At 62.8% G+C, this 15,011-nt stretch carries 15 protein-coding genes and 1 pseudogene; 11 read left to right on the forward strand and 5 right to left on the reverse strand.

Features of this window, described 5'->3' with window-relative positions:
• The first annotated feature begins 75 nt into the window (after nt 1–75).
• The 4 genes from ABEA06_RS00175 (at nt 76) to ABEA06_RS00190 (ending at nt 2,992) form a co-directional block, all read left to right on the forward strand.
• Nucleotides 76–792 (forward strand): helix-turn-helix transcriptional regulator, encoded by a 717-nt coding sequence (locus ABEA06_RS00175; RefSeq protein ID WP_345310167.1) that lies wholly within the window; start codon nt 76–78, stop codon nt 790–792.
• A 21-nt stretch (nt 793–813) separates the two neighbouring features.
• Entirely contained in the window at nt 814–1,008 is a 195-nt protein-coding gene (locus ABEA06_RS00180) for a hypothetical protein (RefSeq protein WP_345310168.1), read from the forward strand.
• Nucleotides 1,009–1,370: 362 nt separating this feature from the next.
• Nucleotides 1,371–2,390, forward strand: a complete 1,020-nt coding sequence (locus tag ABEA06_RS00185) for a DUF3644 domain-containing protein (RefSeq protein WP_345310169.1) — start codon at nt 1,371–1,373, stop codon at nt 2,388–2,390.
• A gap of 251 nt (nt 2,391–2,641) precedes the next feature.
• On the forward strand, nt 2,642–2,992 hold the full coding sequence (locus tag ABEA06_RS00190) for an SCO4225 family membrane protein (RefSeq protein ID WP_345310170.1): 351 nt from the start codon (nt 2,642–2,644) through the stop codon (nt 2,990–2,992).
• Nucleotides 2,993–3,085: 93 nt separating this feature from the next.
• On the opposite strand, the gene ABEA06_RS00195 is transcribed toward ABEA06_RS00190, so the two are convergent.
• The 3 genes and pseudogenes from ABEA06_RS00195 to ABEA06_RS14515 form a co-directional block, all read right to left on the reverse strand.
• Entirely contained in the window at nt 3,086–4,321 is a 1,236-nt protein-coding gene (locus tag ABEA06_RS00195; RefSeq protein ID WP_345310171.1) for a phosphatidylserine decarboxylase family protein, read from the reverse strand.
• A gap of 131 nt (nt 4,322–4,452) precedes the next feature.
• Entirely contained in the window at nt 4,453–4,902 is a 450-nt protein-coding gene (locus ABEA06_RS00200) for a hypothetical protein (protein ID WP_345310172.1), read from the reverse strand.
• Nucleotides 4,903–5,008: 106 nt separating this feature from the next.
• Nucleotides 5,009–5,077, reverse strand: a pseudogene (locus ABEA06_RS14515) (hypothetical protein); the annotation flags it as partial.
• A gap of 454 nt (nt 5,078–5,531) precedes the next feature.
• On the opposite strand from ABEA06_RS14515, the gene ABEA06_RS00205 reads away from it, so the two are divergent.
• Complete coding sequence (locus ABEA06_RS00205; protein ID WP_345310173.1) at nt 5,532–5,714, forward strand: hypothetical protein; 183 nt, start codon at nt 5,532–5,534, stop codon at nt 5,712–5,714.
• Between the two features lie 496 nt (nt 5,715–6,210).
• Here the strand turns inward: ABEA06_RS00205 and ABEA06_RS00210 are convergent, their stop codons facing one another.
• The gene (locus tag ABEA06_RS00210) at nt 6,211–7,023 is read right to left on the reverse strand and encodes a hypothetical protein (protein ID WP_345310174.1); all 813 of its coding nucleotides are present in this window, start codon (nt 7,021–7,023) and stop codon (nt 6,211–6,213) included.
• A 147-nt stretch (nt 7,024–7,170) separates the two neighbouring features.
• Between ABEA06_RS00210 and ABEA06_RS00215 the strand changes: the two genes are divergently transcribed.
• The 6 genes from ABEA06_RS00215 (at nt 7,171) to ABEA06_RS00240 (ending at nt 14,457) form a co-directional block, all read left to right on the forward strand.
• Nucleotides 7,171–9,159: a type I restriction-modification system subunit M gene (locus tag ABEA06_RS00215; RefSeq protein WP_345310175.1), complete on the forward strand. Its 1,989-nt coding sequence runs from the start codon at nt 7,171–7,173 to the stop codon at nt 9,157–9,159.
• Complete coding sequence (locus ABEA06_RS00220) at nt 9,156–10,448, forward strand: restriction endonuclease subunit S (protein WP_345310176.1); 1,293 nt, start codon at nt 9,156–9,158, stop codon at nt 10,446–10,448. Before ABEA06_RS00215 ends, ABEA06_RS00220 begins: the two co-directional genes overlap by 4 nt.
• Nucleotides 10,445–13,597, forward strand: a complete 3,153-nt coding sequence (locus ABEA06_RS00225; RefSeq protein ID WP_345310177.1) for a type I restriction endonuclease subunit R — start codon at nt 10,445–10,447, stop codon at nt 13,595–13,597. Before ABEA06_RS00220 ends, ABEA06_RS00225 begins: the two co-directional genes overlap by 4 nt.
• Before the next feature lie 91 nt (nt 13,598–13,688).
• A complete protein-coding gene (locus ABEA06_RS00230; RefSeq protein ID WP_345310178.1) occupies nt 13,689–13,886 on the forward strand; it encodes a hypothetical protein in 198 nt (65 codons plus the stop codon).
• A complete protein-coding gene (locus ABEA06_RS00235) occupies nt 13,865–14,125 on the forward strand; it encodes a helix-turn-helix domain-containing protein (RefSeq protein ID WP_345310179.1) in 261 nt (86 codons plus the stop codon). Before ABEA06_RS00230 ends, ABEA06_RS00235 begins: the two co-directional genes overlap by 22 nt.
• A 71-nt stretch (nt 14,126–14,196) precedes the next feature.
• Nucleotides 14,197–14,457, forward strand: coding sequence for a GNAT family N-acetyltransferase (locus tag ABEA06_RS00240; RefSeq protein WP_345310180.1), 261 nt, complete (start codon nt 14,197–14,199; stop codon nt 14,455–14,457).
• On the opposite strand, the gene ABEA06_RS00245 is transcribed toward ABEA06_RS00240, so the two are convergent.
• Nucleotides 14,428–14,694 (reverse strand): hypothetical protein, encoded by a 267-nt coding sequence (locus ABEA06_RS00245; protein ID WP_345310181.1) that lies wholly within the window; start codon nt 14,692–14,694, stop codon nt 14,428–14,430. The genes ABEA06_RS00240 and ABEA06_RS00245 overlap by 30 nt on opposite strands.
• Nucleotides 14,695–15,011: the final 317 nt, after the last annotated feature.

Raw genomic sequence — 15,011 nt, forward strand, 5'->3', positions numbered from 1 at the left:
GCACGAGGTCTTGATCAGCGACGCTATCCACAGATCCGGTCTGATCCAGTCCGGATCTAGCGCGACAATGATCTTATGGAGAGCCCTTCGTCGCGCGCCCTGCATCTGTTGTCACTTCTGCAGACGGACCGCGCTTGGACGGCGTCCGAACTGGCGCAACGCCTCGACATCGCCGACCGGACAGTCCGTCGAGACATCGCGCGACTGCGTTCCCTTGGCTACGACGTTCAATCCACGCCCGGGCCGGGCGGCGCTTATCGACTGGTGCCGAGCATCAAGATCCCGCCCCTATTGCTCGACGCCGACGAGGTCTGCTCACTCGTGACTGGACTGCTCGTCCTGGAAGCAGGAGGCCCGGACACTGAAACATCGGCCGTGCGCGCCAAGCTGGAGCAACTGCTACCGCCGACACTGCGGCGTAGAGCAACCGCCACAGCGTTGGCGACCCAGATCATCACTCCAGCTGCTGGCCCAGCAGACTGGCAACTGCTCGGCATGCTGGCCGAAACGGTCGCCCAGGGCCAGCACCTTCGCTTCACATACACCGACCAGCAAGGACAAGTCACTGAACGTCAGGTGCGCCCCCATCGACACGTCCTTCGCAACGGCACCTGGTACCTCATCGCCTACGACACGCAGCGCCACGGCTGGCGACTATTCCGCGTAGACCGTATCCAGAACGCAGCTCCGCAGAGCGCGGCCTATGGCCTCGATGTTCCCGACTTTCCCGATCAGTCCATCGAAGATTGGCTCACCACTGACTTTGGCCGCCAGCAAGGTCGTGTCAACTAACGCCCCCGGTCAGTACACCTAGTGGGCCAGAACGCCCCGGAGGCGAAGATCGGCCACGAATACCGCACCGCAGCCGAGTACGCCGAGGGCGCGCAGACGGCGATTTTCATGGGGGCTGTGGACCGCAGCCTGTTCATTGCCTACCCACCCGACCATGATGTCGAGGACCCGATGTTGTCTCAGGATCGGATCACCTCCGCGACCTTGTGGGGGTGACCCGCGAGGGCTGGATGGCCTGGCAGGTCCCCGCCCACGGCACAAGCGCGGTGGTCTCGCATCACGCCAACGGGTATCACCAGAAGGTTGTGGACTCGTTAGTGGACCGCGGCTGCACCGCCACCGGCAATGACGCCAGCACCCGCTTCAGCGTCACCCGCATGGACTGCCCGGCCGCCTTACCCAGCCCATAATTGAGCCACGATCGGGATGGTTGGCTGGGGCGATGATCCCAGACGAGACCAGGGAGCGAGGAGCAGCCCAGCGCAGGTAACGAGCCGGGGCTGGCGGAAAGAATGCAGTCCGGATCGGTGACCTAGACTTGGTGTCATTGACGACCGTCCCGCCAGAGGTGATGAAGAATGCCGAAGCCCTACGTATCTTCGCGGCGACTGGTCGCGAACTCGCTCTCAGCCATGCTGTCGGCGATCGAGGTTTACAACAAACCGCGAATGGAGTACCGGGACGAAGTCACCGTTGTGCTCGTCGTCAACGCCTGGGAACTCGCGCTGAAAGCGGCCCTGCGGCAGGCAGGGAAGCGCATCTTCTACACCAAGAAACGCAACCAGCCTTACCGGACATTGGCTGCTGAGGATGCGCTCAAGCAGGTGGTCAACCATAAGCTCTTCCCACCGGGCGTCGACGGCACGTCCTTGGCGGCAAATGTCACAGCTCTCATCGAGTACCGCAACCGCGCTGTGCACCTCTACGCCGCCGACCTGGGGGAGATGGTCTACCCGTTCTTGCAGACCAGCGTCCTCAACTACCGAGACTTCATACTCGACCGCTTTAACAAGGACCTAGCCGATTCGATCACCTGGCAACTCCTACCCCTCGGCGCGAAGGCACCGACGGAGCCGATCCAGTTCATGAAGGCCGAACCAGCCTCCTCGGCCGTGGCTGAGGTCCAGGACTTCATCGAAGACCTGCGCAACTTGCTCGATGAAACCCAGGCCGCTGGCGCAGACATGCAGAGGGTCGCAGCCGTATACGACGTGCACTTGCACTCGACCAAGGCCGTGACAGGGGCCGACTTAGTGGTGTCCGTGGCCCAGGAGGGTGAGCGCGTGATGGTGAAGAAGACCGACCCGAACCAGACACACCCCTACACGGTGACGAAGCTGATTCAGTTGGTCAACGCCAAGCGCAAGGACCCTGGCAAGAACCAGGCGCTGACGTCCTACGACCACCAAGCCCTGTGCTGGAAAGAAGACCTACGGGCCAACCCGCGCATGGCGTGGAAACACAGCAACGGCTCGACCCATGTCTGGTCAGGTGACGCCGTCCGGCACATGGTCGGCCTCACCGACGATCACTACGAGGCAATTCGTGGCGAATACCGCGAGCACCTGCGCGCAAAGAAAACCCTTGCCAAGGCCTGAGGGGCGGGATGTGCTCTCAAACGACGTCCCCTCCGGCTCGATCAACGTCTCCGGTCAGTACATCTAGTGCGCGGGTGAAGTCGATGGGTGAATTAGGGTCTTATTGGGAACTGAAATCCGTGTGATCTATATCACCTGCGGCGGGATATACTGGGGTCCGGACCCGAGGATCCCCTGGGGCCTGCGGCTTCAGAGCAACGGTTCCCGCACCGCCGGGCGGCTGAGCGGGAACCGTGGACAAGGACCCCCGCATGGACTTCTTCCAACGGCAACTGCGCTTCCGCGATTACAACCTGGGTGTATTCGCAATCGTGGTGGCGGGGGTGTACCTGTTCCTGGTGGTCCTGGCCCTCACGTACCTGCTGTACTTCCTGGTCAACCCGGACCCGGAAGCGATCGGTGTCACGTTCGAGGGTCTGCCCGCCATCGCGCTGACAGCGCCGACGTCGCTGCTCCTGCTCTCCGCCACGGGTCCATTTGATGTCTTCGGCCCCGGCGTGGCCCTGTTCGTACTGATCCTTTCCGGGCTCGTGCAGGCGTTCGTGCTCTACGTGGTGCTGCGGGGGCGGCGCCGTGGGGCACCGAAAACCGCGACCGTGTGAGTGAGCGCGTTCAGTTCCAGTTCCTAGCGCGCGATGGGGTCCGTGGTTCCGGCGCGGGGCCTGCGGGACAGCCGCGCGGCGGCGTCGTCGGGCTCAGCGCACGGCAGTGGCCAGGTGCGAGCGGACCTTCACGGCAACGGCACCGGAACGCGGGACGGCCTGCAGCGCGATGCCCTCATTGACGTCGGGCCGGAAGACTATGCACTCGGTGGACCCGCCGTACTGGAAATAACCCAGCTCCTCACCCTTCTCCAGGTGGTGGCCCGCAGTGATGTGCGGATCGATGACGCAGGAGGAGACCTCGTTCATGCCCACCAGCACGACCGCGATCAGGCCGATGGCGGGGTTGTCCGCGTCGATGAGGATGATCGCGCGGGTGGCCATGTGCGCGAGGTATCCCTGGGACTCGGGCGGCTCGAGGGACTTCTCGCCCTCGGTGTCGGCCTCGGAGAAGTAGGTACCGGGTTGCACGAACGCGCGCCGGACGGTCCCGGACACGGGGCTGTGCCAGCGGTGGTAGTTGGTCGCGCTGAGGAAGGCCTGGTAGACGGTGCCGCCGACGAACTCGTCAACGTCCTGGTCGTGGGCGAGCAGGTCCTCCAGGGAGTAGGGCTGTTCCTTGACCCAGAACTCGTCGCACCGGCGCACTCCCGTGCTGAGTTTGTAGGGGGTCGACTCGCAGACGGAGGCGATCACCCGGTCGTCCTCGGGTCCGGCCACCGGACGGCGTCCCTCGGCGAAGTGGCGGGTGAAGAAGTCGTTCCAGGAGGTGAAGCCCCAGTGCTCGTGGGCGGGATCGTGGACGAACTGATCCATGCCCACGGCCTCCTGGGCCGTGTCGCTCTTCCACCCGGCCGGTGAATCGTTCAGCACGGACAATGAGTCCGTGCTGTCGAGGTACTCGCACCAGGCGTTGAAAATGTCTTTCAGAACCTCGTTGACCCGGGGGTCCCGGTAGAAGGCGAAGCCGGCCGAGGTACCCATCGTCCAGTCCAGCAGCCCGGCCAACGGTGTCATGACCATTGAATCCTCGCTGAATTCCGGGGCCGTGGTGATCACCTGGTTGATCAGCCGTAGCAGTTGATCGACGCTGTGCAGGTGCCGGCGATTGTACGGCTTGGCCAGCGGCTCCTGCTCGATCATCCGCGTCATGTACATCCGCACGGTCGGGTCCGACTCGACCAGCTGCCGCAGCCGCTCGACCGCGGGATGCAGCGCAGCGTCCGACCCGCGATCCCGGTCCTTCTCCTCGAGTCGCTGCAACCACGACTCCAGGTCGTCCTGTTCGGGAAGCCACCCAGCGCGCTGTTTGTGATCCTGTGTCGACATTTCCTCAGTATCACTTGATGCCCTGTGGGAGACAAGGAGCCGACGCCGCGTTCACTTGCGGCGGGCGCTGCATACGTGTCGCACGAGAACAAGGGGCCGACCCACATCTGAAGCCTCCCGTTCATGGTTCCCTACCCTGCCCCCGCAGCAGACCGCCGTCCGGCCCGTTCAGCGAAAGCGTCGGTGGCCGCGAGCACTTCATCGCTGCGCCAAAAGGGGCCCAGCTGATGTTCGGCTTTTGACTTCGCGATGCCGGCAGACACCAGCCCTCTTAGTGGTGGGTAAATGTTGGGTTGCTTGACACCCAGTTCTTCGGCCGCGGCCGAGCTGTTGAGCACGGGCCGGCGGGCCAGAACATCCAGTAGTCTCCACGCATTGGAGTCTCGCCGGGCCTTGGGCCGTTCATCCCAGCTCGTACGGATGCTTCGGATGTCTTCCACCATCTGACGAGCATTCCGGACCGCGCGCAGAGACGCGTCTGCGAATTGTTGAACCATGGGATTCACGTCTCCGGAACGATAGGCCGTCAGAGCGTCGTGATATCCGTCGACATCGGCCAGCAGCCCAGCCGAGACGGGCACCGCCACGTTTTGAGTGACCCCCCTCTGACGCAGCATGGATTGCGCCAGCGCACGCCCCCACGCGGCCATTGCCGTCACTGAACGGGTGGATGGTCTCGAATTGAGCGTGGCCGATAGCTACCGCAATCATCGGGGATACCGAGTTGTTCGTGACGAACTCGACCAGATCATCCACGATTCCTGGATGTGGGTGTGATGCGGGGCTATGTAGGACGCCCCCACCGGCGAGCCCGAACGCGTACCGATCCGCACGGGTTCATCCCGCCACCATCCCGGCGTCTGATGAGGCTGCTGCTTCATGAGAACCCCGTGCATGTGCTGTATCGACCCCCAGGCCACTCTTGTGCCCTGCGCACCCATTCGTGCTCTTCGTAGCCGATAGCCGACCACCCCTGGTGCGCAGTCATAACAAGCTCCCCTGCAATTATGAGTTAATTGGATATCTCATAATTTTGGGGCAGAGATTCTGACGTGATGGGTTCGGGCACCGACCTCCTGCACCGGAATCTCGCCGGCCGCCTGTAGTCCGGGGATCCCAATTCGCGGTGAGTCACGCGCCGGATTTCTGTACCCGCTACGGCATGTTTTCGGCGCCGGCGTCGAGCGTCTCAAGCACGAGGAGTTCGAGCATGTCCCGCAAAACCGCAAGAAGGATCTTCAGCGCGGCGGCCGTAATCTTCCTCGTCGCAGGCCTTCTCCAGCTCTCCCGAAACTTTTCGCTCGGATGGGCGGCCGTCATCTCAGCCCTACTGACCGCCATCGGTCTCGCGGTAGCGATGAAGAGCCGCTGGGGCGGGCTAATTGCCGCCTAGGGATTGATTGTCGGCGTTTGCTGGCTCCTGACCATGGTCCATGGAGTCATGGGCCGGGGTTACGTTTTCCCTTACGTCGGCCTGGGTCCGGGCATCGGTATCGCCACGGGTGCCTACTGGAAGGACCAGCGCGATGCCCGGGCAACCCGCAAATCCCGTCGCGAACAGTGCGAATCCCCTTGATACCTGGGCGACCCCGGAAAGGCTCCTGCCGTCCCGCATCGGCAGTGGCGTGCGGCGAAACGAGCGTTTAGCTCAGATCCCTCTCATCTAGAGCCAATGACCTGGAAAGTAAAATCGCACGACGACACCGCACCACCTCGCCTTTACTATTCTCGGCAGCCTCAATCTTCACGCCGCCCCACACAGAAAAACACCGGCATGCAATTTCTGGGCATGTGCTAGAGCGCTGCACAGATCAAGCGGATGGCAAAAAAATTTATGCTGGAATGTGTACTGAGGTGACGCTAATCATCGAACTCTGCGTCACTCAGTCTCAAAGTGCGTTCGGCAGCGGCGGGTTGACTTGATATACAAAATATCGTGCATCATCGTAGAGGTCTTGACGATGAAAATCAAAAGAACTGGTTAGGATGACGGAAAATACTACCCATTCACCCACATCTTCCCGAGTTACTACATACTTGAACTCAACATCGGAGCCGCGGCCGACTTCAGCCAAGCTGTCATCCTCACCGGGGAGGTGATAAGTTGAATTATCCTTATCTTGAAACTTCCAGATTAATTCGACATCCAATGACGAGAAGGCGCTCGCTCTAAAGCGAATCTCATCCCCAACTTCCAGTCTGCCAAGGGGTTTATCGGCAAAATACGTATCTTTTAGACCGATGTTTCCAAAGGTATCCGAAACTTCCTCAATAAGAGGGTAGAATCTTGCCGATGGATCTTTTTCTGTCCTGTAATCAGAGACTAGCGTTCTGACATGCCCCGCAATACCACTTAACAGGTCTTTTTCAAACAGGGCAATTTGGCGACTATGGGCAACTGCGTTCCTCACGTCTTCCGCTACTTCAAGGTAAACCTTGAACCGTGCCCGGTCACGGAAAACAATCTTGAAGTCCGGCCAGTTCTTAAGAATAAGATCTTTAAGTGAATAAAAATCAGTAAATTCGAGAAGATCCTGTGAAGTTTGAACGCCATCCCTGCGCCGAAATTCATCATCCCTCTTGGCTTCTAACTTGCTTCGCTCGGGCGCGCCTTGTAGTTCGATCCATTCGTCACCTTCGACTGCCAATATGGCCAAGCGAAGAGCATTTTCGATAGCGCGGAGCGCGAGCGCAGGGTCCATGGAATAGACCCTAACTGGCGTTCACCTCAAGTCAAATAGCCTCTAGGTTATTCATCTTTCTGCCGAATTTCTCCATGATGCAACTTCAACCTGACCCACTAGACTTCCCTCTAGACCTCCGACCCCACGAGTAAGGCACCCACTCCCGTGTTCAACCACGCCTCCTTCATCTGGGGTGCCGCGGACATTCTGCGCGGCACCTACAAGCAGCACCAGTACGGCGATGTGATCCTGCCGTTCACCGTCCTGTTCCGCCTGGACGCGGTGCTCGCCCCCACCAAGGAGGACGTGCTGGAGGCCATCGGCCCCACCTACGTGGACACCGAGCCGCCCCTGGCGATGATCCGCAACCGGACCAAGCAGGCCGGCAACGAGCATGCCTACAACTTCTTCAACCGCTCCCGCCACACTCTCAAGACGCTGCAGGGGGACCCGGACAACCTCGAGGAGAACCTGCGCGACTACGTCAACGCGTTCTCGGAGAACGTGCGGGAGATCTTCCAGAAGTACGAGTTCGAGCAGACCATCTCCGGCCTCGCCCAGCACGATCTCCTTCTCCAGATCCTGCAGCACTTCACCAAGGCCAACCTGCACCCGGATGCGGTGTCCAACGAGCAGATGGGCCACATCTTCGAGGAGCTGATCCGCAAGTTCGCGGAGGCCTCCAACGAGACCGCCGGTGAGCACTTCACCCCGCGCGAGGTCATCGACCTCATGGTCACGCTGCTGCTGCACGACGACGAGGAGCTCACCACCCCCGGCATCGGCCGCGACGTCTACGACCCCACCGCGGGCACCGGCGGCATGCTCTCCGCCGCCGAGAACAAGATCAAGCAGTTCAACAGCGAGGCCTGGGTCAACCTGCTGGGCCAGGAGATCAATCCCGCCTCCTACGCGATCTGCAAGGCGGACATGGTGGTCAAGGGCCAGCCCATCGACAACATCGTCCTGGGCAACACGCTGACCAACCCGGCGTTCGAGAACCGCACCTTCCACTACTGCCTCTCTAATCCGCCGTTCGGCGTGGACTGGAAGCAGCACCGCAAGGCCGTGGAGACCGAGCACCAGATCGCCGGGTTCGCCGGCCGTTTCGGCCCCGGCCTGCCCCGCGTCTCGGATGGCTCACTGCTGTTCCTCGTGCACCTGATCTCCAAGATGCGCGAGCCCAGCGCCACGGACGAGCACCAATCGGCCGGCCGCGCGGCAATCGTCCTCAACGGCTCCCCGCTGTTCACGGGCGGCGCCGGTTCCGGGGAGTCCAACATCCGCAAGTGGGTGCTGGACAACGACTACCTCGAGGCCATCATCGGCCTGCCCACAGACATGTTTTACAACACCGGCATCTCCACCTACGTCTGGGTGCTGTCCAAGGACAAGGCCCCGCAGCGCCGCGGCAAGGTCCAGTTGATCGACGCGACCGGCATGTTCGTGAAGATGCGCAAGTCCGTGGGCTCCAAGCGCAAGGAGCTTTCGAGGGAGAACATCGCGGAGATCAGCCGGATCTACGACGCGTTCACCGAATCCCAGCACTCCAAGATCTTTCGCACCGAGGACTTCTTCTACCGCACCATCACGGTAGAGCGCCCCCTGCGCCTGAACTTCGCATTCACCGCCGAGCGCATCGAGCGCGTCATGGCCTCGAGACCCGTCGCCAAGCTCTCCGACGACGACGCCGTCGCGCTCCGTTCCGCCCTCCACGCCCGGTCCCGGCGCGCGGGCGGAGAGGTCAGCACCAATAAGAGCGCGTTCACATCGGAACTGCTCGACGTCCTGGCCGAGGCAGGGCCGCAGGTGAAGCCCGCAATTCTCAAAACCATCATCACCGAGTTGAGCGACCGGGACGAGGACGGGGAACTGCAAACCAACCGCGTGAAGGACCCGGAACCGGACCCCACCCTGCGCGACACCGAGAACGTCCCCTGGGACCAGGACATCCACGAGTACCTGGAGCGCGAGGTCAAACCCTTCGTCTCCGACGCCTGGATCGACGAATCCAAGACCAAGGAGGGCGCGGAGATCCCCTTCACGCGCCACTTCTACGAGTACGTCCCGCCCAGACCATTGGAGGAGATCGACCGCGACCTCGACGAGGTCCTGGGCCGCATCCGCGCGCGTTTGGAAGAGGTGAAGCGGTGAGACACGCATTCCCGACGCGCCGCCTTCGTTACCTGGCAGATGTGAATCCGCCAGTTCCCGACCACGTACGACTGGACCCAGAAGCCGAGTATCGGCTTCTCCCGATGGAAGCCATTCGGGAGTTCTCCGCTCCAGACAACGGCTACAAGCGGCCCGCGAAGGAGCTGCTGTCCGGATACTCCTATATCGAGCCGACAGACGTGGCCTACGCGAAGGTCACCCCATGTTTCGAAAATGGGAAGGGCCTCGTTGGAGCAGACCTCGATGAGCCGGTGTTCGCCACGACTGAGGTCACAGTTCTTCGCCCGAGGGACGGAGTCGACCAAAAATTCCTGTCATACGTGGTTCAATCTGCTGCATTTCGAAATCCTGCGGTATCTTCTATGACCGGAGCTGGCGGGCTGAAGCGGGTGTCCGAGTCATATATCAAAGACTTACCCCTACCGGCTCCGTCAGCATGGATGCAGCAGCAGATTGCGGACTTCCTCGCCCACGAGACCGCCGAAATCGATGCTCTCCTGGTTGGACTGGAATCCATGAAGGATCTGGTCGTGGAGCGCAGCGGGGCGGAACGCGATGCCTGCATTTGGAGCCAGGACCAGCCATTAATACCCCTGCGTCGACTCATCAAGTACGTGGATCAAGGCTCCAGCCCTCAGGTGATGTCCAGCCCAGCAGGTCCCGGAGAAGTTGGAATTCTGAAATCCGGTTGCACTAATTTTGGCATATTCAACCCCGAAGCCAATAAAGCAGTGCCTACCGAAATGAAGATTCCTGAGCAATCCTTCGTGCATGAAGGCGATCTGGTTATCTCCCGGGCCAGTGGAAGCACCAAGCACGTAGGGTCATCAGCTGTCGTTCCCAGTCTCGACAGGTCTCTCGCGCTTTCCGATAAACATTATCGTCTGCACGGGCATGATGATGTGGATGTACATTACCTCGCCGCCGTCCTGCGAAGCCGACCTTTCCGGAACGAACTGGAACCGTATATTTCCGGAGCACCTGGATTAGCGAAAAATATATCGATCTCTTCGTTGAAGGCCATGCATGTGCCTCACCTGTCCGCTGAACATCAACGAGAGATCAGTCGACGGCTTCAGAAGTCATTTGAAGACGTCCAAGAAATCACTTGTTCCATTGACCACGCAATCGACCTCGCCCGCGAGCGGCGCGCCGCCCTCATTACCGCGGCGGTGACCGGGCAGATCGACGTGACGGCCCGGAACAAGCCGGCGGCGGAGCAGCTCGAGGATGATATCGCGCAGGGTCTGCACAGGGAGTACGCATGAGTGCACCGCATCAGGAAAAGCAGTTCCAACAGGAGATCGCAGAGTACCTGGAGGGGCACGGGTGGTACCACTCCCCCAATTCCCGCGGCTACGACAAGGAACGGGCGCTGTTCCCCGAGGACGTCCTCGGGTGGCTGCAGGACACGCAACCGGAGCAGTACGCCCGCATCGTCCCGGAGCACGGCGATGACGCCGCGCGGGCCAAGGGCGAACGGCGAATCCTGGATCGCCTGGCATCGCAGCTCGAACAGTCGGAGAAGGCCGGGGGTGGCACGCTCAACACGCTGCGGCGCGGCTTCTCGGTGCCCGGGGCGCAGCGGTTCAGCATGCTCACAGCCCCGCCCGCAGACAACCGCAATCCCCGGATCACGGAGCGCTACGCGAAGAACCGGGTGCGGGTGGTGCAGGAGGTCGGCTACTCCACGCGGAAGAGTGACCGGATCGACCTGGTGCTGTTCCTCAACGGGCTGCCGGTGGCGACCATTGAAATCAAGACGAACTTCACGCAGTCGCTGCAGGCGGCCATCGAGCAGTACAAGACGGACCGCACGCCGGCCGGGGAACCGCTGCTGACCCCGCACCGGGGTGCGCTGGTGCACTTCGCGCTCACCGAGAACGACGTGTTCATGACTACCCAGCTCAGGGGCGCGGACACGTTCTTCCTGCCTTTCAACCAGGGGCATGACAACGGCGCGGGCAACCCGCCGTCGCAGGACGGTGTGGCCACGTCCTACTTCTGGGAGAGGATCCTGGACAAGGACACCTGGATCACCGTCCTCACCAAGTTCGTGTACGTGAACCATGAGAAAAAGACCGACCCCCGGACCGGGCGAATCATGGAGTCCAGCCGGATCCGCTTCCCCCGCTTCCACCAGTGGCGCGCGGTCACCAAGCTGACCGAGGCCGCCCGCTCGGACGGGCCGGGGCAGAAGTACCTGATCCAGCACTCGGCGGGCTCGGGCAAGACGGACTCGGTCGCGTGGACCGCCCACCGCATGGCGTCCCTGCATACTCCGGAGGGCGAAAAGGTCTTCGACACCGTGTTCGTCATCGCGGACCGGCAGGTGCTGGACCGCCAGCTCCAGGACGCGGTGGACCAGCTGGTGGTCGCCACCGGGACCTTCGAACCCATCACCTCTGGTTCCGAGGGCTCCAAGACCGAGCGCCTGCTGGAGGCATTGCGGGCGGGCACGCAGATCATCGGCGTGACCCTGCAGACCTTCCCGTACGCCCTGGCCAAGATCCGGGAGAAAGGCGGCACGTTCGAGGGTAAGCGCTTCGCGGTGATCGCGGACGAGGCGCATTCGTCGCAGACCGGCGCGGCGGCGTCCTCGGTTAAGGACCTGCTGTACCGCAACGACCCTGCCGCGGCGGGGCTGGACGAGGAAACCGAGCTGGAACCCGGCGCGGACCAGGACGCCCTGATCCAAATGGCCGCGCAGGCGGACGACGGTCGTCGGATCAGCTATTTCGCGTTCACCGCAACCCCCAAGGCCAAGACCCTGGACCTGTTCGGCACCCCCGGCCCGGACGGCAAGCCCCAGCCGTTCGACCTGTACTCGATGAAGCAGGCCATCCAGGAGGGCTTCATCCTGGACGTGCTCAAGAACTACACCTCCTACGAGATGGCCGCGCGGATCGCCCTGAAGGGCGCGGACCCAGCCACACTGCCGGGCGGCAGGAAGGGCGCGGCGGCGTCGTCGTCGGACGAGGAAGTGGATGTGCGGCGGGGAACGCGCGCGTACATCGGGTTCGTGGAGCTGCACCCCACGAACGTGGATTCCAAGGTGGACGTGATCCTCAAGCACTACCAACACACCGTGAAGCAGGAACTGGGCGGGCGCGCCAAGGCCATGGTGGTCACCAGCTCGCGCGCGGCGGCGGTGAAGTACCAGCGCGCATTCCAGAAGCACATCGAACGCGAGAAGCTGCCGCTGAAGACGCTGGTGGCATTCTCGGGCTCGCTGCCGGATCCGGATGTTACCGCGATCGGTAACGCGGCCGTGCCGGAGGTGACCGAGGCGTCCATGAACCCGGAACTGCGCGGGAGGGACCTGGCCGGGGTGTTTAGCCAGGAGGACCAGAACATCCTGATCGTGGCGAACAAGTACCAGACGGGTTTCGACCAGCCGCTACTCACGGCCATGTACGTGGACAAACAGCTCTCCGGGATCGCCGCGGTGCAGACGTTGTCGCGGCTCAATCGCCGCGCGGACGGCAAGAAGAACACGTACGTGCTGGACTTCGTCAACGACCCCGCCCAGATCCTGGCGGCGTTCCAGGACTACTACGAGGACGCGCGCATCGAGACGGACTCGGACCCGGACCTCGTGGCCAAGCAGATGACCAAACTGGACGCCGCGAACATCTACACTCCCGCGGAGGTCGACCGGGTGTGGGCGGCGTGGTCGACCACGCGCGGCAAGCACGGGGCGCTGTCCGCGGCGCTGGTACCGGCGGTCGAGCGCTTCATGCGCCGCTGGTCACTCGCGCTGGAGGACAACGACGCCGCCGCGCGCGACGAGCTCGACGAGTTCCGTTCCCTGCTGGCCCAGTACGTGACGTCCTACGCGTTCTTCTCGCAGATTCTGAACTTCGGGGATCCGTACTACTTGAAGCTCTCGGTGTTCGCGGACCTGCTGGGGCGGTTGCTGCGCGAGCAACTGGAGATCGGCGAGCGCGAGACCGTGACCGCGGAGGACGTGGTGCTGACTCATTACCGGCTGGAGAAGCAACGGGGCGAGGACCTGGAGCTGCAGGACGGCGAGGGCCGGGGACTGCAGGGCATGACCGAGGCCGGGATGGCCCGCCAGCAGGAGCGCGAGCGGGCCGCGAAAGCAGAGCTCGTGGAGAAGGTCAACAAGTACCTCGGCGACCTGGACGCCTCCGACGAGCACAAGCTCAACGCCGCGGAGCTGCTGGTCAGCGAGGTTGCCGGGAACGAGGAGCTGCGCCAGCAGGCGCGGAACAACACCAAGGCGGACTTCGCGTTCTCGCCGCGGCTGCCGGTGGTGCTGGAGGACAGCGTCTGGAGCCAGAACCGCCAGTCAGAGGCGATCGCCAAGCGCTTCCAAGAACTGTCCTCCGCGCAGCTGGTGGACCTCGCGATGGCATTCGACCTGTGGGAGCGGCTGCGGGAGACGGGGTAGGGCCGCTACGACATCTGGAGCTCGTCGCAGCGGAGCGAGGAAAGTTCTACAATCCTGGTGTTGCGTCGCCGGCCAACAGAGAAGAGCAGCCATGACAACTCGTAACTTCCGGGAGCTTGCAGCTCAGGCCAAGGAGACCTGGTCCGACGAGGCCATTGTGGTGTACGACGCCGCTACCGGCTCCTACGAAGCCGAGGTTGCTGCCCTTCATGATCACTTGAGAGTAAGGCCTCGTAAGCGCCATCGGTCGAATGAAGAGGACTCGCAGTGCCCACCAACACGCAGCTGACCACGCCGCAGGCGGCCGACCACCTGGGAATCTTGCGACCCGCGCTCGTGAAGCTTCTGGACCACGGGGACATCCCCTTCTCCACGGTGGGGGCGCAGCGTCGAGTTCTCCTCACCGACCTGGTCGCCTACGAAGAGGCCCTGACCAGGCGCCGTCGGGCCTGCCTACGGGAAGCGACCCGCAAAGCTGCCGCGGACGGCTCCTACTTCCAGGCGCCCACGGATACGGCGACGAGATAACAACGCTTTCCCAGCCCGGAGGTGTCCACCGCTCGTGTGGTCCCCGCCCGGCTAACCCGTAGCCTGGCGCGATGAAGTTCTTGGAACTGATCACCGCGCGGCTGCGGGCCCCGATGGAATCCGACATCGAGAAGATCACCGCCATCTGCCAGGAGCCGGAGATCGTCGCGTTCGCCACCGTGCCGAGCTCCTACCGCCGCGAGCACGCGGAGGCCTTCGTGACCGAGGCCATCCCGCATGGCTGGGCAGCCACCACGAACACCAGATGGCCACCCGAGTCCTTCCCGGCGGGACCCCGCATCTCACAGGCGTCCGGCCTTGGCCTCCAGTGAGGTGAGGTCCAGCACGCTGTTGGTGCGCTCCGGCTTGTACCAGCCGACCATCCGTCCTTTGAGCGCCTGCGGCACCACCCACGCGAATGAACCAGCCAGGAGCAACAGGACCAGCACCAGCCCGGCGAGGATCCGGAGCCAGCGCTTCCCGCTCGACTCGAAGAACACCGGTGTGGCAGCCGTGCTGCCCGTGCGCCCGGGCCCCGATCCTCCCTTGCGCCGACCGGACCGGTGCACACCCCGATTGTGAAAAAACGTGCCATGACAACCCCATCCCCCAGTCGGCGATCCGTCCCCTCGAACGGATCTGCCGATGCGCCCCTCGGTGCACTGACCCGTGGGGCCCGCCGCCGGGCTCGTGAGTGGTCCTCGTCGAGGTATTGGCTGACGGCTCACCATGCAGGTCCCCGTCGGGTAGGGTTCCTGCGCCGCCCCCCTGGACAAGGCGCAGGAACCCGTGGAGGCAGTCCTCCCATGCCCGGCCCCCCGGCTCGGACTGGGGGCTGCATCCCCCCTGTGCACCGGCCCCGGTGGGGCCGTGCATGCATTCATCG

This window comes from Kocuria gwangalliensis (assembly GCF_039544365.1).
Taxonomy (GTDB): domain Bacteria; phylum Actinomycetota; class Actinomycetes; order Actinomycetales; family Micrococcaceae; genus Kocuria; species Kocuria gwangalliensis.

Coding starts and splice junctions, on each gene's coding strand:
- ABEA06_RS00175 (WP_345310167.1), top strand. CDS start 76: ATGGAGAGCCCTTCGTCGCGCGCCCTGCATCTGTTGTCACTTCTGCAG.
- ABEA06_RS00185 (WP_345310169.1), top strand. CDS start 1,371: ATGCCGAAGCCCTACGTATCTTCGCGGCGACTGGTCGCGAACTCGCTC.
- ABEA06_RS00190 (WP_345310170.1), top strand. CDS start 2,642: ATGGACTTCTTCCAACGGCAACTGCGCTTCCGCGATTACAACCTGGGT.
- ABEA06_RS00195 (WP_345310171.1), bottom strand. CDS start 4,321: ATGTCGACACAGGATCACAAACAGCGCGCTGGGTGGCTTCCCGAACAG.
- ABEA06_RS00205 (WP_345310173.1), top strand. CDS start 5,532: ATGTCCCGCAAAACCGCAAGAAGGATCTTCAGCGCGGCGGCCGTAATC.
- ABEA06_RS00210 (WP_345310174.1), bottom strand. CDS start 7,023: ATGGACCCTGCGCTCGCGCTCCGCGCTATCGAAAATGCTCTTCGCTTG.
- ABEA06_RS00225 (WP_345310177.1), top strand. CDS start 10,445: ATGAGTGCACCGCATCAGGAAAAGCAGTTCCAACAGGAGATCGCAGAG.
- ABEA06_RS00230 (WP_345310178.1), top strand. CDS start 13,689: ATGACAACTCGTAACTTCCGGGAGCTTGCAGCTCAGGCCAAGGAGACC.
- ABEA06_RS00240 (WP_345310180.1), top strand. CDS start 14,197: ATGAAGTTCTTGGAACTGATCACCGCGCGGCTGCGGGCCCCGATGGAA.